Genomic DNA, 17481 nt, shown 5'->3' with positions numbered 1-17481 from the left:
GGAGCGGAGTGCGGGGGCCTCAAGCGTCGGCGAGGCCGAGCGTGCGGCGGGTCAGCAGGCCGAGCATGGCGGTGGCACCGGTGACCTCCGGCGGCACGGGCCCGGCGCTGTACGCCATGTAGTAGGTGCGCTCCACCGTCCACCACAGGGCGACCACCAGCGCGTGGGCGTCGCCCGCCGCCGGCAGCGCGCCGCGCTCCCGGTCGCGCAGGACGACGGGGGCGAGCGCGTCGCCGAGCGCGACGGAGGCGGCGCGCCAGTCGTCCCGGGTCTCGTCGTCCTCGCCGATGAACTCGCAGGCCGCCACGAGCAGTTGACCCTGGTCCTGCCAGACGTCGCGGGCCGCGTCGAGGAAGACGGCCAGGACTCCCTCGGTCCCCGCGCCCTCGGCGCCGGCGGCCCGCCGGACCGGGGTCAGCACCCGCTCGTCCAGCACGCGCAGCGCGGCGTCGACCACCGCGTGCTCGTTGCCGCAGTAGAAGTACATGGACGGCCGGTACGGGTCGAGGGGACCCTCGCCGCGACCGGTCGCGCGAGGCTCGGTACGTCCGCCGCCGCGCTGTTGAGCCTGGCTCGGCTGCCGTTCCCTGGCCAGCATCTGAAGTCTCCGTATCCGGTCCGTGGGCTGGGCGAAGACGGCCGACAGAGGGCCGACTGCGCTGAGAACAGTACACGGGGCCGGCCGGTCCCCGACCGGCCCGTCCCCCTCCCATACGGCTCCCTTACGGACCGGCCCGCGCGGGCCCCCGGGGGAGCGTGCTGACGCGGCGTCGGAAAGCCCCGGCGGAGCCCGTCAGGGGCGCAGGACCAGCCGGACCGGGTCGCCCTCCTTGGTCTCCGTGCGCCGGACCGCCTCGGCCGCCTCTTCCAGCGGCAGCACCCCGGAGACCGAGCGGGAGAAGTCGAGCCGGCCGCCGCCGGTCAGCGCCACCAGCTGCGGCACATGGTGCTCGTCCGACCCGTAGTGGCCGCGGATCTGCTGCTGGAGATAGCTGAAGAGCGTGCCGTTCGCCACGGTGAGCGGGTGGGCGGTGAGCCCGACCAGCACCAGCCGCCCCTTCGGGCCGAGCACCGTCAGCGCCTGTTCGCGCACGGCCGGCACGCCCGCGAAGTCGAAGGCGGCCGCCAGCCCGGTACCGCCGGTCAGCGCCAGCACCTTGGCCCTCAGCTCCGGGTCGGCCGCGTCGAGTGCCGCGTCGGCGCCGAAGGCCAGCGCCCGCTCGCGGGCGGCGGGTGCCGGGTCGACGGCCACCACCGGGTACGCCCCGATCGCCCGCAGCAGCTGCACGCCGTGCGCGCCGAGCCCGCCGACGCCCCACACCCCGACCGCCTCGCCGGGCCGCACGTCACCGGTGCCGGTGATCGCCGCCCAGGGCGTCGACACCGCGTCCGGGATGATCGACGCCTGGTCGAAGGGGATGGCGTCGGGGAGGGGGACCAGCGTGGTCGCGGTGGCCAGGGCGTACTCGGCCCAGCCGCCGTCGTAGTCGACGCCGCGGGTGTAGGTCGTGCCGTCGCTCGACTCACCGGCCTGGAGCACCACGCGGGCCCCCGGCTGCCAGCCGGTCACGCCCTCGCCGACCGCGTCGACCGTGCCCGCCACCTCGTGGCCCAGTGTCACCGTCTCGCCTTCGAGGTACAGCGGACTGAGCGTGCCGTCGATCAGGTGCACGTCCGACAGGCAGACCCCCGCCGCCTCGACCTTCACCCGGACCTGACCCGGGCCGGGAGCGGGCTTCGGAACGTCCTCGACGGTGAGGGTGCGGGAGGGAACGTGCAGGCGCGCGGCGCGCATGGTGTCCATGGTCAGGGGCCTTTCTCGCGGTACGGCGGACGCCCGCCGCCGGACGGCGCGACGCCCACCGTCCAACGTACTCCCGCCCCACCGGCACCACCCGCCGGGGAGTGCATCACCCCGCCCCGACCGGCGCGTATGACCGGGGCACGGCGGGGCATCCGGTGTCCATGACAACGAGAGTGCAGGACCCCCGTCCCCGCCGCCCCGGCTGGGTCCGCGCCATGGTGCGCGCGCTGATCCTCATGGTGGCCTTCGTCGCCATGGTGGTCTTCTCGATCTTCCTCGCCCAGGTGACGCTGACCCCGTCACCGGCCTCCGCGGACCTCATCCACGCCAACCTCACCCCCGGCAACTCCCTGCGCAGCTACGCCGAGGACTACACCTTCCTCGCCGGGCTCAAGCAGGCCGGCGGCAACCTCCTCCTCGGCTTCCCCTTCGGCCTGCTGCTGCCGGTCCTGGTCGCCCGCCGGATGCGGCTGCTACGGGTGGTCGGACTGACCGCCGTCGTCATGGTCCTGGTGGAGCTGGCACAGGGCTCCGTGGTGGAGGGCCGCGCCTTCGACATCGACGACGTCATCCTCAACACGAGCGGCGCCCTCCTCGCCTACCTGCTCCTCGGCCGCCGCATCGGCCGCCGCTACCACCGGCTCGCCGACACCCCCGAGGACCGGGCGGCGGCCCGACCCGCACCCCCCGCGCCCGAGCAGGCCAAGCCCGCACCCGCGAAGCCCGCACCCGCGAAGCCGGCACCGGCCCCGGACAAGAAGCCGCCCGCCGCCGGCGAGGGGCGCCTCTCCGGACTGCGGGAGCGGTTCCGGCGCGGTGGCGGAGACCGTACCGGTACCCGTGCCGAACGGGCCGGCAGCGCGCCTCCCCCCTGACCGGCCCACCGGCTCACCCCGCCGGACGCGGCCCGCTGGCGGACTCCCCCCACCGCCCGGAGGCTCGACGGAGCAACCGAGCGGCGAAGGGGAGCCCATGGCGCCGGACCAGCACCCCGCCGGGCCGCCCCGCGCCCGTTACGGCCCCCGGCCGTGGCTGGCCATCTTCGTCATCGGCCTGCTGCTGTGGCTGCTGACCGTCGCCGTCACCTTCTCCACCCGCAACGCCAACCTCGTCCCCACCCTGGTGCTCCTCGGCAGCTTCCTGGTGCCGGTCACCTTCGTCGCCTGGGCCTTCGACCGGGTCCGCCCCGACGGCGTCCTGACCCCGCAGCGCCTCATGGCGGCCTTCCTGGTCGGCGGGACCCTCGGCGTGCTGGGCGCCTCCGTGCTGGAGTCGTCCCTGCTGCGCCCCTCGCCGTGGATGTGGCTGGGCGTCGGCCTCATCGAGGAGGGCGTGAAGATCGCCGCGCTCTGGCTGATGGCGGCCCGGCTGCGCCCGCACCGGCCGCGCGACGGCATGGTCCTCGGCGCCGCCGTCGGCTTCGGCTTCGCCGCCCTGGAGTCCTCCGGCTACGCGCTGACCGCGCTGCTCACCGTGAAGGGCCTGTCGCTGACCGACCTCGTGCAGACGGAGATCCTGCGCGGGCTGCTCGCCCCCTTCGGCCACGGCCTGTGGACGGCCATCGCCGGCGGGGTGCTCTTCGCCGCCTCGGCCCGCTCCGGGCGGCTGCGGCTGACCGGCTCGGTGGTCGCGGCCTGGCTCGGCCTCTCCGTGCTGCACGCCCTGTGGGACGCCATGCACTCCCTCGCCGCCGCCCTCGCCCTGCTCTTCACCGGCACCGACTGGCAGTGGCATCTGCTGGAGACGGGGTACGTGCCCCGGCCCACCTCGGCCCAGGTCGGCTTCATCACCGGGCTCCAGTGGGGCGGCTGGATGGTCGTCACCCTCGTCGCCCTCGGCTGGTTGCGCGCCCTCGCCCGGCGCACCCGCCCGCTGGACACCGCGCACCGTGAGCCGGCCGCGCCGTGGCAGGGCTGGGGAGAGCGCTGAGCCCCGCCCGGTCGCGGGCGGGGCTCAGCAGGGGTGTCGCGGGGGTCTACCAGATCTCGCCGACCCACTCCGGGTGGTCGATGAACGGGTTCCGGTTGTGCTGGTACTGCTCGAAGATCACGTCGTTGCGCCGCTGCTCGAAGCTGTCCGGCGGGTCCTCCTGGCTCCACTGCTTGAGCACCGACAGCTTGCCCATGTACGGCTGCGAGCCGTTGTCGACCTGGTCGTTGGGCTCCAGATCGGCGAAGGAGTCGTTGCCCTCGTACCGCACCGCCATGTAGAGGATCATGCGGGCCACGTCGCCCTTGACCTCGTCGCGGGGCTCGAAGGAGTCGTCGTCGGTGAAGTTGCCGGGCGCGTCGGAGAGCTCCGAGCCGCCCTCGTCGAAGTCCTTGTTGCCCCGGGTGGAGTTGACCTGGACGTCCGTGGGACGCAGGTGGTGGATGTCGGTGCCGGGACCGGTGGAGGTACCGAAGTCGCCGTGGGACTTGGCCCAGACGTGCTCCCGGTTCCACTGGCCGCTGCCGCCGCCGTTGCTGTCCTTGGACTGCGAGCGGCCGGTGTAGAGGAGGACCACGTTCGAGGAGTTCGCGGGGTCCTCGTCGGTGTCCTTCAGCGCGTCCCAGACCTGGCTGTACGACAGCTTGGTCTGGTCGCTGATGATGGTGTGCAGCGCCGATTTCAGTTCCTCGCCCGACTTGCCGAGCGCGTCCTGGTAGTACGTGTCGTCCAGGACGGCGGCGGAGGCGGCCGCGACGGGCGCGGCGGCGGGATCGCCGGTCACCGGCCCGGCGGCGCCGAGCGTGCCGATCAGCGCGCCGGCCGCCAGTGCCGCCAGCAGGGGGCGACGGCCACGAAAGTGACGACGGGACATGTGGGGTGTCCTCTCGGTACGGACACCGCTCGGCCGCCGGAGTGGGGGAGGGGCCGGGCGGTGGGCGTGTGAAGCTCTCCGGTCTGCCGGAGCCTTCCACAGCGCCCGCCGCGCCGTATGAACACCCTGTATCCATCATGTGCAGGTCAAGTGTCGAGTGAGGTGCGCCGGAGCTGTCCTGACCGCCCGTCACCACCCGCCCGTGCCACCCTCACCACCCGTCGCGGCGGATCACCTTCTCCACCGGACGGCGGCGCACCGGCCCGAACCGTCCGAGCGGCCACCCCACCGGGATCACCGCGAAGGTCTTCACGTCCTTCGGGATCGCCAGCGCCCGCTTCCACTCCTGCTCCAGCATCAGGTGCCAGATGGTGATGTTGGCCGCCAGGCCCAGCCCGCGCGCCGCCAGCAGCAGGTTCTGCACGCCCGGATAGACGCTCGACGCCTCGGTCAGCGACATGATCCGCTTCTGCCCGCGCGTCAGCCGCAGCGAGGCCGCCGCCCCCAGCGCCGCCGCCGACCGCCTCAGCCCGGCCAGGTCCGGCTTCGGCGCCGGATACCGGTAGCAGGGAATGATCAGCGCCGGCGTCTCGGCGAAATGGTCCCGCTGGTGACGGATGGCGGCCACCATCCGCTCGTAGGCCGCCGGGTCCATGCCCTCGGGCACCGCACCGCCCGCCGTCGCCATGTACGCGTCCACGCACCGCTCCCACAGCGGCGCCAGCCGCGCCATCACCGCCGGGTCGGTCACCACCACGTACTGGTAGCCCTGCGCGTTGGAACCGCTCGGACCCCACACCGCCGCCTGTACCAGCCGCTCCAGCAGCTCGTCGGGGACCGGGTCGGGCTTCAGGCGGCGCATCGCCCGCAGCGTCGACATGGTCGAGAACAGGCCCGGCTCCTCGGGACTTCCTTGATCGTCCATGGGCCCGGAGCTTACGGCCGCCCCCGCCGCGGGCCCAGCCCCCGCACGTGCGGAGCCCGCCCGCCGAGGTACTAGCCTGGACGGACGATGAACCGTCTGACCACAGCGTGGGGCACGCACGACCTCACCCGCTTCCCCGAGGACCCCCGCGACCAGCTCCGCGCCTGGGACGCCGCCGACGCCTACCTCCTGCGCCACCTCGCGGAGACCGGCGTCCCGACCGGCACCGGGGACGGCGCGCTCGTGGTCGCCCTCGACCGCTGGGGAGCCCTCACCACCGCCCTCGCCGCCCACCGGCCGGTCCAGATCAGCGACTCCCACCTCGCCCGCTCCGCCACCCGCGCCAACCTCGCCCGGGCCGGCCTGGGGGACCCCGGGGCGGCCGGAGTGCGCCTGCTCACCACCCGGGACACCCCGCCGGAGCGGATCGACGTCCTCCTGGTCCGTGTCCCCAAGAGCCTCGCCCTCCTGGAGGACCAGCTCCACCGCCTCGCCCCGGCCCTGCACCCCGGCACCCTCGTCGTCGGCACCGGCATGGTCAAGGAGATCCACACCTCCACCCTGCGCCTCTTCGAGCGGATCGTCGGCCCCACCCGCACCTCCCTGGCCGAGCAGAAGGCCCGGCTCATCCACGCCACCGTGGCCCGCCGCGACCGCCCCGCCCCGAGCCCCTGGCCGCTGCGGTACGCGCTGCCCGACGGGATCGGCCCCATGTCCGGCCGCACCGTGACCAACCACGCCGGGATCTTCTGCGCCGACCGTCTCGACGTCGGCACCCGCTTCTTCCTCGGGCAGCTCCCGGTGCCCGAGGGGCCCGCCCGGGTGGTCGACCTCGGCTGCGGCAACGGCGTCGTCGGCACCGCCGTCGCCCGTACCAGCCCCGAGGCGGAGATCGTCTTCGTGGACGAGTCCCACCAGGCCGTCGCCTCGGCGGAGCAGACCTTCCGCGACAACGCCCCCGACCCGGAGCGAGGCACCTTCCTGGTCACCGACGGCCTCGACGACCCGGACGCCGTCGCCGCCTCCTCCGTCGACCTGGTGCTGACCAACCCGCCCTTCCACTCCCACCAGGCCGTCACCGACGCCACCGCCCGGCGGATGTTCGCCGGGGCCCGGCGCGTGCTGCGGCCCGGCGGTGAACTCTGGGTCGTCGCCAACCGCCACCTCGGCCACCACCGGCAGCTGCGGCGCCTCTTCGGCAACTGCGTCACCGCCGCCTCCGACCCGAAGTTCGTCGTCCTGCGGGCCGTCAAGAGCTGACGGCAGGAACCCGGGGGCGGGGCGCGGTCAGTCCGCGGAGCGGACCCAGCCGTCCGCCTCGATCCGCGCCGCGTCCCGGACCCGCCGCTCGTCGAAGAGCGCGCGGCGGCCCCCGGTCACCCGCACCGCGTCCACGTAGACCCCGCGCCCCACGTACAGCCGGTCGGTCGTGTACCGCCAGCGCAGCCGTACCCGCCGGCCGCTCCACGGCTCCAGTCCGGCGCGCAGCTCGTGCCAGACCCGGCCCGAGTAGCCGCCCGCCGTCCCCTCGGGGTGCTCGGCCGGCTCCCCGCCCGGGCGGCGGGTGGTGAACGGCACCGGCCGCCACGCCTCCCCGTCCGCCGCGGCCTCCAGCACCAGCGGGTCGGCGCCCGGCTCGGTGTCCCACCACAGGGCGCAGCTCAGCCGGGCCCCGCCGCCCGGGACCTTCAGCGGGGGCAGGGTGAGCGTCGCCGTGGTGTCCGAGGCCATCTGCGAGAACCAGGCCGTCCCGCCCTCGCGCGGCCGCACCGGAACGGCGCGCGCCATCCGGTCGGCCGCCGCGACCCGGGGGGCGCTCCCGGAGCGCCAGGAACGCACCGGATGGACCGAGTTGCCGAGCACCACCAGGAACGAGTCGGTACTCGGGTCCAGCACCAGGCTGGTCCCGGTGAACCCGGTGTGCCCCGCCGACCTCGGCGTCGCCATCGCCCCCATGTACCAGTGCTGGTACAGCTCGAAACCCAGGCCGTGGGCGTCACCGGGGAACTCCGGGGTGAAGTCCCGGAACATCAGCTCCACCGACTCCTCGCGCAGAATCCGCCGCCCCCCGTACACACCCCCGTTCAGCAGCGTCCGCCCCAGCACCGCCAGGTCCCAGGCGCAGGAGAAGACCCCGGCGTGCCCCGCCACCCCGCCCATGGCGAAGGCGTTCTCGTCGTGCACCTCGCCCCAGACCAGCCCCCGGTCCAGCCCCGACCAGGGCAGCCGGGAGTCCTCCGTCGCCGCGATCCTCGGCCGCCACGAGGCGGGCGGGTTGTACCGGGTCCGGGTCATCCCGAGCGGCCCGGTGATCTCCTCGCGCAGCAGCACGTCCAGCGGTGTCCCCGTCACCTCCTCCAGCAGCAGCTGCAGCGTGATCAGGTTCAGGTCCGAGTAGAGGTACGCGGTACCCGGCTCCGCCACCAGCTCCTGTGCCCAGATCCGCGCCAGCCGCGCCTCGTGCGTCGGCTCCTGGTACAGCGGGATCCACGACGGGAACCCCGAGGTGTGCGTCAGCAGCTGCACCACCGTCACCGCGCCCTTGCCGCCGCCCGCGAACGCGGGGAGGTACGAGGCGACCGGTGCCTCCAGGTCCAGCTCCCCGCGCTCGATCCGGCCCACCGCCAGCAGCGAGGTGAAGAGCTTCGAGACCGACGCCAGGTCGAACACGGTGTCCTCGGCCATCAGGATGCGCCGCTCGGGCGGGAACTCCACGCCGGTGTCGCTCGCCTCGTCGTACCGCTCGTAGCGCACCGCGTGCCCGACGGGCTCGTGCAGCGCCACCGTCCCGCCGCGCCCGGCCAGCAGCACCGCCCCCGCGTACCAGGGGTGCGCCGGGGACGGCTCCAGGAACCGTTCCGCGTCGGTGACGAGCTGGCGCAGCTGCCCCGGGAGCAGCCCCGCCTGCCGGGCGCTGCCGTGCCGCAGCGTCGTCCCGCCCGGCGTACGCCCGGCCGCCCCGGGCACGGCCGCCGCCGGCCCCGCGGGGAACGGCACCAGTGCCAGCGCCCCGCCGAGCGCCAGCGCCGCCGTCCCCAGGCGGCGCCGGGAGATCCCGTCCGCCCGCCGCCCGCCGTCCACCGGCTGCCCGTCCATGAACCGCACCCCCTGAAAGAATCTTTCGAGATGACGTTCGACCCGTGAAACTTTCATGTCATGACGGGTCCGTGTCAACCCTCCCCGCCCCCGTCGCTCCGGGCCCCTCCGCCGCGCCCCGCCCGGCAACCGGCCCACCCCACAACCCCCCGAAAGGACGAAGGTCCTGCCCCTACGGGACCAGCGGCCCAGGCCCCGCGCCCGCGTGCGGGCAAAGCTGGAACCAAGGAGGACCCCATGGCCCAGCCCGCCGCACCCCGCCCCACCGGACCCCTCGCGCACAGGAGCACCGCATGACCAGGCCCGTACTCGTCGGCATCGACGGTTCCGACGAGAGCCTCGACGCGGTCGCCGCCGCCGCCCGCGAGGCGGCCGACCGGGGCTGCCCGCTGCGCATCGTCCACGCCTTCATCTGGCCGATGCTCCACGTCCAGCTCACCGCCTCCGCGCTCGGCCCCACCGAAGGCGGCCTCCTCAACCAGGCCAGGACCTTCCTCGACGAGGCCGTCGCCCGCGCCGAGGCCACCGTGCCCGGCCTGGAGACCGACCCCGAACTCATCACCGGCGAAGCCCTTTCCGTCCTCGCCGCCGAGTCCCGCGACGCCGTCCTCACCGTCGTCGCCAGCCGCGGCCTCGGCGGCTTCAGCAGCCTCCTCCTCGGCTCCACCGCCGTCCACCTCGCCGCCCACGGCGAGAGCCCCGTCCTCGTCCTGCGCGGCCGCCCCGACCCCCAGGGCCCCGTCGTCCTCGGTCTCGACGGCTCCCCGCAGGCCGACGGCGCCGTCGGCTTCGCCTTCGCCACCGCCGCCCGCCGCGCCGCACCGCTGGTCGCCCTGCACGCCTGGAGCAACTGGACCCAGCCCGCCCACCGCAACCCCGGCGAGCCCATGCCCCTCGTCACCGACCTCGACCGCCTCCAGGACGACGAGCAGCGCCTCCTCGCCGAGGCCCTCGCAGGCTGGCAGGCCCGCTACCCGCAGGTCCAGGTCGAACGCCGCCTGCTCCGCTCCCGCACCCGGCCCGCCCTCATCGAGGCCAGCCGCTCCGCCCAGCTCGTCGTCGTCGGCGCCCGGGGCCGCGGCGGCTTCGCCGGACTCCTGCTCGGCTCCACCAGCCAGGCCCTGCTCCACCACGCCGACTGCCCGGTCGCCGTCATCCGCGACGTGCCCGCCGACAGCTGACCGGCGCGGCGCGCCCCGGACCCGCCGACGGGACGCGCCGCACCCGGCCGCCGCACCACTCTTGACCCACCCGCCCGGCCGGGCCGAGGATCACGCCATGACGGCACCCCGAGGCAACACCGTCGACGGAGTGCTGCGCCGCAGCGCCCGCCGCACCCCGCGCGCCACCGCCCTGCGCTACGCCGGCCGCGTCTGGAGCTACGCCGAGCTGGACGAGGCCGTGTCGGCCGCCGCCCACGTCCTGGCCGCCCGCGGCCTGACCCCCGGCGACCGCGTCGCCGCCTACGGCCACAACTCCGACGCGTACCTCATCGGCTTCCTCGCCTGCTCCCGCGCCGGCCTGATCCACGTGCCCGTCAACCAGAACCTCACCGGCGCCGGCCTCGGCCACATCCTCACCAGCTCCGGCAGCAGCCTCGTCCTCGCCGACCCCGCCCTCGCCGGGCACCTCCCGGACGGCACCGACGTGCTGCCGCTGCGCGACACCGACGACTCCCTCCTCGCCCTCCTCGCCGACGCGCCCCCGTACGACGGCCCCGAGCCCGCGCCCGGCTCCACGGCCCAGCTCCTCTACACCTCCGGCACCACCGCCCTGCCCAAGGGCGCCATGATGAGCCACCGCGCCCTGGTCCACGCCTACACCAGCGCCCTGCACACCCTCGGCCTGAGCGCCCAGGACCGCCCGCTGCACACCCTGCCGCTCTACCACTCGGCGCAGATGCACGTCTTCCTGCTGCCCTACCTCGCCGTCGGCGCCGACAACACCGTCCTCGACGGACCCGATCCCGAGACCGTGCTCTCCCTCGTGGAGGCGGGCCGCGCCGACTCCCTCTTCGCCCCGCCCACGGTCTGGATCGCCCTCTCCCAGCACCCCTCGTTCGCCACCCGGGACCTGACCGCCCTGCGCAAGGCGTTCTACGGCGCCTCGATCATGCCGGTCCCAGTGCTGGAGCGGCTCCGCGCCCGCCTGCCGGAACTCGCCTTCTTCAACTGCTTCGGGCAGAGCGAGATCGGCCCGCTCGCCCTGGTCCTCGGCCCCGACGAGCACGAGGGCCGCCTCGACTCCTGCGGCCGGCCCGTCCTCTTCGTCGAGGCCCGCGTCGTCGACGAGGAGGGCCAGGAGGTCCCCGACGGCACCCCCGGCGAGATCGTCTACCGCTCCCCGCAGCTCTGCGACGGCTACTGGGGCCTGCCCGAGGAGAGCGCCGAGGCGTTCCGCGGCGGCTGGTTCCACTCCGGCGACCTCGCCGTCCGCGACGAGGAGGGCTACTTCACCGTCGTCGACCGGCTCAAGGACGTCATCAACTCCGGCGGAGTCCTCGTCGCCTCCCGCCAGGTCGAGGACGCCCTCTACACCCACCCCGCCGTCGCCGAGACCGCCGTCGTCGGCCTCCCCGACGACAAGTGGATCGAGGCCGTCACCGCCGTCGTCGTCACCCGCGCCGACACCACCGAGGCCGAACTCCTCGCCCACACCCGCGAACAGCTCGCCTCCTTCCAGACACCCAAACGGATCGTCTTCACCGACTCCCTCCCGCGCAACGCCAGCGGCAAGATCCTCAAACGCGAACTCCGCGACCGCCTCGGCTGACCGCCGACAGGGGCCGACCGGCCGCGACACGGGACCAAGGACCCTGCCTTCCGGCCCCCGGCTGAGCGAAGCTGGCAGCGGAACCAGCCGCACCACCGCTGCGCCCCGGAGGCGAGAGAACCATGAGCACCCTGCCCGTCATCGCGGCCGTCGACGGATCGGACGACAGCACCCGCGCCCTGGAATGGGCCCTGGAGGAGGCCCGCCTGCGGGAGGCCCCCCTGCGCATCGTCCACGCCGTCCGCACCGCCACACCGCGCGGCGCCGAACCCCCCGCCGGGGCCGCCGCCCCCGACAGCTCCGTCATCGTCGAGACGCGCCAGGCCCTCACCGGCCGCCCCGGACTGCCGGAGCTCTCCTTCACCACGCTCGACTCCACCGCCGCCTCGATCCTCCCCGAGCTGGGAGCCGAGGCCCAGCTCCTTGTCCTCGGCTCACGCGGCCGCGGCGGCTTCGCCAGCCTCCTCCTCGGCTCCAACGGCATGGCCTGCGCCCGCGACGCCGACAGCCCCGTCGTCGTCGTGCCCCGCCCCGGCCGTGACGTCCACACCGACGCCCCCGAACCGGCCCCCGGCCCCCGCGTCGTCCTCGGCATGTCCGCCGAGTTCCCGCTCACCGCCGACGCCGCCCCCGACCCGGCCCTCGCCTTCGCCTACCGCGAGGCCGCCATCCGCTCCGCCCGGCTCCACGTCGTCTGCGCCTACCCCTGGCCCGTCGTCGCCTGGGCCGCCGCGGGGGAGTACCTGCCCTCCGCCGCCGACCAGGAGGCCGCCGAGGCCGAGTGCCGCCAGCTCGTCGCCGAGCGCGTCGCCACCCTGAAGGACACCTATCCGCAGGTCACGGTGGAGGCCGAGGTCTCCCCGGGCGACGCCGCCGGCCATCTGGTCGCCGCCGCCCGCGGCGCCGACCTGGTCGTCGTCGGCCGCCACCGCCCCCGCGCCTTCTCGCCCGTGCGGATGCTCGGCTCGGTCACCCACGCCGTCCTCCTGCACGCCCCCGCCCCCGTCGCCGTCGTTCCCACCGCGCAGGAACTGGCCGAGGCCGCCGCGGCCACCGGCGAGGACGCCGCCTGATCCACGGGCCCGCGCCCCCGGCGGGCGCGGGCCCGGCCCCGGTCACCCCTCGCTGAACGGCCCCCTTCCGCACCGGTACCGCCCGCCGCGCGGCACCGCCGTGCACGTACCATGGCGGCATGTCCTTCCTCCGCCGCCGCAGCGCCGCCACACCAGCGGGCCCGGACTTCGACGTCCTGGCCATGGACCCCGAGGACTGGCCGGGCAATCTCGGCGCGGGGCTGCTGCCCGCGCCCGACGGCTCCTGCCAGGGCGTCTTCCTGCGCTACGACCTGTTCGGCGGCCGGGGACCCGCGATGGTCATCGGCAACCTCCCGGAGGGCTCGCCCGCCCGCGACCTCGCCGACAAGCAGCCTCCCTTCGAGGTGTCCCAGCTCCTCCTCGCCCTCGGCAACGACGAGGAGGTCGAGGTCGTCGGCACCGAGGACGTCCCCGTGATGCAGGGCGACAACCTCCTGATCGTCCGCCGCGTCAAGCTCTCGGAGAGCCGCGTCTCCTGCGTCCAGTTCGACCGCAGCGACAACGTCCTGGTCACCGTCGCCGCCTGGGACCGCCCCATCACCGACGACCTGTACGCCCTCCTCAAGCCGCTGCCCGCCGAACTCTTCCAGCAGGGCTGAGCACCGCACCGCGCACACCATACCGGCCGGGAACCGCCTCAGCGGTCCCCGGCCGGAGTCGTTCACGGCCTCAGCGCTTGGCCGTACGCACCACCACGTCGTCGGCCCGCACATAGCCGACCCGGTGCCCGTACTGGATCTCGTAGTACCGCAGCTTCCCCCGCACCACCGTGTGCCCGGAGGTGTCGAAGGTGGGCGCGGAGTAGTACTCGCCCGGTACCTGGCCGCCGGTGGCGTACCGCTGGCCCGCCGCGATCCGGTACGGCAGCGGCACGATCTCCTGCGGGGTGACGCCCGCCGGGTACGCCTCCTTCTCCGGGTACGCCCTGCCGTAGACCGGGACCTCCGTCAGGCCCGGCCTCGGCGTCAGCACGCGGCCCGAGGCGGGGACCGCCACCGGTGCCTTGCGCGGGTTCTTGAACCACGCCTTCTGCCCGAGGTACCAGATCGCGGTCCACTCGCCGCGCCGCTCGGCCACCGCGTAGCTCTGCCCGGCCGAGACCCGCGAGCCCAGGTCGTTCACGTCGATGGTGGAGGGCGAGCCGTCCGGGCGCAGCCCGATGTCCTGGACCAGCGGCGCGTCCTCACGCGGCTCCGTGTACACCCGCACCGCGCTGGAGCCGTGCGGCGCGCACGGCTCGCCCGCCTTCTCGCACCCGGTGAACTCCGGACGGTTCTTCCGGTACTCGGGCGCGATCGTGACCAGCTCGGCGTTCTTCCCCGCCGACGCCTTCAGTGGCGCACCGAGCAGGGCGAAGTAGTGCTGCCAGTCCCAGTACGGGCCCGGGTCGGTGTGCATGCCCGGGATCGTCGCCGGAGTCGTGCCCGGAACCGTGTCGTGGCCGAGGATGTGCTGCCGGTCCAGCGGGATGCCGTACTTCTTCGCCAGGTGGGAGACGAGGCGCGCCGAGGTCCGGTACATCGCCTCCGTGTACCAGGCGTCCGGGTCGGCGAGGAACCCCTCGTGCTCCAGCCCGATCGACTTGGCGTTGGTGTACCAGTTGCCCGCGTGCCAGCCGACATCCTTGGTCCGCAGGTGCTGGGCGATGTGGCCGTCGGTGGAGCGCAGCGAGTAGTGCCAGGACACGTACTCCGGGTCCTGCACCAGTTCCAGCGTGGTGTCCCAGGTCGCCTCCGTGTCGTGGATGACGATCGAGTCGATCCGCGCGCTGCGCGGCCGGTCCGCCTTGTCGTGGTTGCCGTAGTCGCCCTCCCCGAACTCCTCGTACGGAGCGGGCAGCCACTCGCAGGAGACGGTGCGCGGACACTCCACCGAGCCCTTCGCGCCGCTCTCGCGCAGCCCGAGGCCGGCCGTCTGGGAGGCGTCCGCCACCGCTGAGGGCTGCGGCGCCAGGACCACCCGGACGCCGCTGTCGGTGGTCCGTGCCTCACCGGAGCGCAGTACCGAGAAGACCTCGTCGGCGTAGGCGGTGGCGGTCGCCCGGTCCTCCGCGCCGGAGAACGCAGCCACCGCGCCGTACCAGTCGGCCGCGTCGCCGCCGGGGGCCGCTCCGCGCTCCCGCTGCGCCTCGGCCAGCAGCGCGGCACCGCCGCGGATGTTGGCCGCCGGATCGCTGCGCAGCCGCTCGGCCGGCAGCCCGCTCAGCCGCGCCGCCTGACGCAGCGTCGTCAGCCGCTCCGGCAGCTCCTCGCCGGCCGACGGCAGGACCGGCTCCGGGGTGCGGGCCGGCCGGGACTCGTCGCCCCGCGCGTCCTCGCCGTGCTCCCCGTGGTGGCCCGTCGACCGGGCCAGCGCCGTGCGGGCGTCGGTCAGGTGCATCGGCCCGTACCCGCCGGTCACGCTCGGCGCCCCGCCGTGCGTGTCCCACCGCGACTGGAGGTAGGCCACACCCAGCAGGACGCTCTCGGGCACCCGGTACTCCCGGGCCGCCGCCGCGAACGCCCCCTGGAGCCCGGTGTCCGCCTGTGCCGGGGCGGGGCCGGGGGCCGCGCCCAGCAGGGGCAGCACCAGCGCGGCGCTGGCCAGCGCCGTCACCCCCGTCCTGCGGGCTCTGCGCCCGCCCGTGCCGGAGAGAGCAGGGACGTTTCTTCGCACAGGGCCTCCTGGGACGGGGCCGCGCGCCGCCCGGACGCGCGGAACAGCGGGAGCCCGCACCAGGGCGCGTACGTGATCACCGAGGCGGGCGTGGACCAGTGGTACCGGCTTGACGATGATCCGTCAACAGCGCCTGAGGTGCGGAAATTTGGCGACCGGCGCGCCCGCGCCACCACCCTCACGGCCCCTTTCGCGACCCTCGCCATCCGGGCCTGGGGCGCGTCACAGGAGTACACCTCTGCCGTCACCGCCTCAGAGGACGTTGCATTCGGCGTGGTCGGAGGTGTCCGTGTGTGACGATCACGGAGCGTCTGATCCCGGACAGGTCGTGGGAGTTGTTCCTGCGGGTGGTGCCGGTGGCCCCGGGCGGCCCGCAGGGTGGTGGCCGGCGGCGGCACGGGTAGACCTGCCAAGCTCCACGCCGACAAGGGATACGACTACGAACACCTGCGGAGACGGCTCCGCGCCCGCAACATCGTGCCCCGCATCGCCCGCAGAGGCATCGAAACCCTCATCTGCTCCCGCCGAATCACCAGGTGAGGTGAGGTGAGGTGAGGTGACGGTCGGCCGCCCGAGTCAGCGCCATTTTGGCGGTATGTTGGCCAGTTGGCTCAGCAGATCCCAGTCGGCCGGCCTCGACTGCGGCTTGTGCCACTGAGCGCCGTGACCGACCCAGTAGCCGCGGAGTTCGCGGACTTGCGTCACGGTGTCGTCACCGATGCCGGATTCGTTGTAGCAGCACTCGCAGATGACGTACCGAGGGAACCCGTCCTCGTAGAGAGACTCCCCGTCATCCAGGCCGCAGATCCGGCAAGCGGTCTCGACCGTGTTCTCCATCGACACAGACTATCGATCCCACCGAATGCAACGACGTCTTCAGAGCGGACAGCGGTGCGGCCCGCCCCTGGGATGGGGCGGGCCGCACCGCTGTCTTCGGGCCGGGCCTCAGCGCGTGCCCACCGCCGCGCGGACCGCGCGGCGGACCATCGCCCAGTCGTCGTGCAGCCGGCGCAGCAGCAGGCGCTGCTCCTCGCCGGCCGGAGCGGCGCCCGCCCGGGCCGGTCCCGCCGGGGTGTCCCGCATGCTCCGCTGGACCGCCGCCTCGCACGCCCGGATCTCCCGGGTCAGCACCAGCATGAGGTTGACCAGGAAGGCGTCGCGCGCCGCCGGGCCGCTGCTCTGGGCGAGGTGGCTGATCTGCTGACGTGCCATCGGGGCCTCCCCGACCACCGCCCACAGGGTCGCCAGGTCGTACCCGGGCAGGTACCAGCCGGCCTGCTCCCAGTCGACCAGGACGGGACCGGCGGGGGAGAGGAGGACGTTGGAGAGCAGGGCGTCGCCGTGGCAGAACTCGCGGGTGGCGACGCGGCCCCCGGAGCGGGCGATGCCGTGCAGCAGCTTCTGGAGGTCGCCGAGGTCACGGTCGGTGAGCAGCCCCAGGGCGTGGAAGCGGGAGATCCGCTCCGCGTAGTCCAGCGGGGCGCCGAACATGCCCGTCGGGGGACGCCACTGGTTGAGCCGGCGCACCGCGCCGAGCACGGCCCGCAGGTCGGCCGCGGGCGGCGCCTCGACCGGGTGGCGCTGGAGCGCCGCCGCCCGGCCCGCCATCCGCTCGATCACCAGCGTCCCGTTGTCCGGGTCGGCCGCGACCAGCCGCGGGGCCCGCACCGGCGGACGGTGCCGGACGAACGAACGGTACGTCGCTATCTCGTGCCTGATCCGCTCCGCCCGTTCGGCCGACTGGTCCACTAAACACTTGGCGACCGCGGTGGTGCGCCCGCTCGTCCCGACCAGCAGGACGGAACGCGGGCTGCGCCGCAGCACCTGGACCGGGTGGAACTCCGGACAGACGCGGTGCACGGCGGCGACGGCCGCCCGCAACTGCGCTCCCTGCGGACCGGACAGGTCCAGCCTTCCGCTGAGCTGTGGTGTGCCGAGCCCCGCTACGCGTCGGGTCCGACCGGAGGCGAGCGCTGTGGCCGCAGGGCGCGCGGGGTCGAGGTACGGGCCGCTGCCCGGGGGAGTGGCTTCCCTCGCCCGAGGGGGGCGGGTGCCGAGCGGCGGCCGGGACGGGGCGGACACGGAGGACGATGCTGCGTACATGAGCCTGACAGATCCCTTCGTGTGCCTGTGAGTGACGCACCCACCCGGCCCGGCCACCGGGCCGCACCCTGGGGAGTGCGGGGACGGCCACCGGGTCGGGGAGGCGCATATCTACCTGACACCCGCCAGCCGGTGGCACACCATCTGGCGCACCCTGGCGAACCCTGGCGAATAGTCGCTCAGCAACTGACAGGGGGTTACTGTCAACTCAGCCGAGAACCTGGGGGCT

General features: G+C 74.4%; 15 protein-coding genes and 1 pseudogene. 8 read left to right on the top strand and 8 right to left on the bottom strand.

Going from position 1 to position 17481, the window contains the following annotated elements; all coding sequences use genetic code 11:
* Nucleotides 1-19: 19 nt before the first annotated feature.
* Together IF45_RS0105505 and IF45_RS0105500 are read right to left on the bottom strand one after the other, a co-directional pair.
* The gene (locus tag IF45_RS0105505) at nucleotides 20-598 is read right to left on the bottom strand and encodes a TetR family transcriptional regulator (RefSeq protein WP_174905204.1); all 579 of its coding nucleotides are present in this window, start codon (nucleotides 596-598) and stop codon (nucleotides 20-22) included.
* Between the two features lie 195 nt (nucleotides 599-793).
* The gene (locus tag IF45_RS0105500) at nucleotides 794-1804 is read right to left on the bottom strand and encodes a zinc-binding dehydrogenase (protein ID WP_030305890.1); all 1011 of its coding nucleotides are present in this window, start codon (nucleotides 1802-1804) and stop codon (nucleotides 794-796) included.
* A gap of 215 nt (nucleotides 1805-2019) precedes the next feature.
* Here IF45_RS0105500 and IF45_RS0105495 point away from each other — a divergent pair, with 215 nt between their 5' ends.
* Both IF45_RS0105495 and IF45_RS0105490 read left to right on the top strand, forming a co-directional pair.
* Nucleotides 2020-2679 (top strand): VanZ family protein, encoded by a 660-nt coding sequence (locus tag IF45_RS0105495; protein WP_030305888.1) that lies wholly within the window; start codon nucleotides 2020-2022, stop codon nucleotides 2677-2679.
* Between the two features lie 97 nt (nucleotides 2680-2776).
* Entirely contained in the window at nucleotides 2777-3733 is a 957-nt protein-coding gene (locus IF45_RS0105490; RefSeq protein ID WP_008407662.1) for a PrsW family intramembrane metalloprotease, read from the top strand.
* 46 nt (nucleotides 3734-3779) lie between these two features.
* Here IF45_RS0105490 and IF45_RS0105485 read toward each other — a convergent pair whose 3' ends face one another.
* Both IF45_RS0105485 and IF45_RS0105480 read right to left on the bottom strand, forming a co-directional pair.
* Nucleotides 3780-4607, bottom strand: coding sequence for an endonuclease I family protein (locus IF45_RS0105485; protein ID WP_018468651.1), 828 nt, complete (start codon nucleotides 4605-4607; stop codon nucleotides 3780-3782).
* 211 nt (nucleotides 4608-4818) lie between these two features.
* The gene (locus IF45_RS0105480; RefSeq protein ID WP_037637654.1) at nucleotides 4819-5487 is read right to left on the bottom strand and encodes a nitroreductase family protein; all 669 of its coding nucleotides are present in this window, start codon (nucleotides 5485-5487) and stop codon (nucleotides 4819-4821) included.
* A 132-nt stretch (nucleotides 5488-5619) separates the two neighbouring features.
* Between IF45_RS0105480 and IF45_RS0105475 the strand changes: the two genes are divergently transcribed.
* Nucleotides 5620-6792 (top strand): methyltransferase, encoded by a 1173-nt coding sequence (locus IF45_RS0105475; protein WP_030305884.1) that lies wholly within the window; start codon nucleotides 5620-5622, stop codon nucleotides 6790-6792.
* Between the two features lie 27 nt (nucleotides 6793-6819).
* On the opposite strand, the gene IF45_RS0105470 is transcribed toward IF45_RS0105475, so the two are convergent.
* The gene (locus IF45_RS0105470; protein WP_030305882.1) at nucleotides 6820-8628 is read right to left on the bottom strand and encodes a serine hydrolase domain-containing protein; all 1809 of its coding nucleotides are present in this window, start codon (nucleotides 8626-8628) and stop codon (nucleotides 6820-6822) included.
* A 293-nt stretch (nucleotides 8629-8921) separates the two neighbouring features.
* On the opposite strand from IF45_RS0105470, the gene IF45_RS0105465 reads away from it, so the two are divergent.
* The 4 genes from IF45_RS0105465 (at nucleotide 8922) to IF45_RS0105450 (ending at nucleotide 13093) form a co-directional block, all read left to right on the top strand.
* Nucleotides 8922-9809, top strand: coding sequence for a universal stress protein (locus tag IF45_RS0105465; protein ID WP_008405549.1), 888 nt, complete (start codon nucleotides 8922-8924; stop codon nucleotides 9807-9809).
* Between the two features lie 97 nt (nucleotides 9810-9906).
* Nucleotides 9907-11400 carry a fatty acyl-CoA synthetase gene (locus tag IF45_RS0105460; protein ID WP_030305881.1) on the top strand — a complete coding sequence of 498 codons (1494 nt, stop codon included), beginning with the start codon at nucleotides 9907-9909 and terminating at the stop codon, nucleotides 11398-11400.
* A gap of 122 nt (nucleotides 11401-11522) precedes the next feature.
* Nucleotides 11523-12473 (top strand): universal stress protein, encoded by a 951-nt coding sequence (locus tag IF45_RS0105455; protein ID WP_010640149.1) that lies wholly within the window; start codon nucleotides 11523-11525, stop codon nucleotides 12471-12473.
* 119 nt (nucleotides 12474-12592) lie between these two features.
* Nucleotides 12593-13093, top strand: coding sequence for a hypothetical protein (locus IF45_RS0105450; protein WP_008405544.1), 501 nt, complete (start codon nucleotides 12593-12595; stop codon nucleotides 13091-13093).
* A gap of 70 nt (nucleotides 13094-13163) precedes the next feature.
* Here the strand turns inward: IF45_RS0105450 and IF45_RS0105445 are convergent, their stop codons facing one another.
* On the bottom strand, nucleotides 13164-15089 hold the full coding sequence (locus IF45_RS0105445; RefSeq protein WP_030305873.1) for an N-acetylmuramoyl-L-alanine amidase: 1926 nt from the start codon (nucleotides 15087-15089) through the stop codon (nucleotides 13164-13166).
* A gap of 462 nt (nucleotides 15090-15551) precedes the next feature.
* Between IF45_RS0105445 and IF45_RS32850 the strand changes: the two are divergent.
* Nucleotides 15552-15659, top strand: a pseudogene (locus IF45_RS32850) (IS5/IS1182 family transposase); the annotation flags it as partial.
* Between the two features lie 66 nt (nucleotides 15660-15725).
* Here IF45_RS32850 and IF45_RS0105430 read toward each other — a convergent pair.
* Together IF45_RS0105430 and IF45_RS0105425 are read right to left on the bottom strand one after the other, a co-directional pair.
* Nucleotides 15726-15986, bottom strand: a complete 261-nt coding sequence (locus tag IF45_RS0105430; protein WP_030305856.1) for a hypothetical protein — start codon at nucleotides 15984-15986, stop codon at nucleotides 15726-15728.
* Between the two features lie 108 nt (nucleotides 15987-16094).
* The gene (locus IF45_RS0105425; RefSeq protein WP_026048157.1) at nucleotides 16095-17252 is read right to left on the bottom strand and encodes an aminoglycoside phosphotransferase family protein; all 1158 of its coding nucleotides are present in this window, start codon (nucleotides 17250-17252) and stop codon (nucleotides 16095-16097) included.
* Nucleotides 17253-17481 lie beyond the last annotated feature (229 nt).

Source organism: Streptomyces albidoflavus, assembly GCF_000719955.1.
GTDB lineage: Bacteria > Actinomycetota > Actinomycetes > Streptomycetales > Streptomycetaceae > Streptomyces > Streptomyces albidoflavus.
This window is presented reverse-complemented; position numbering and strand designations above follow the sequence as displayed.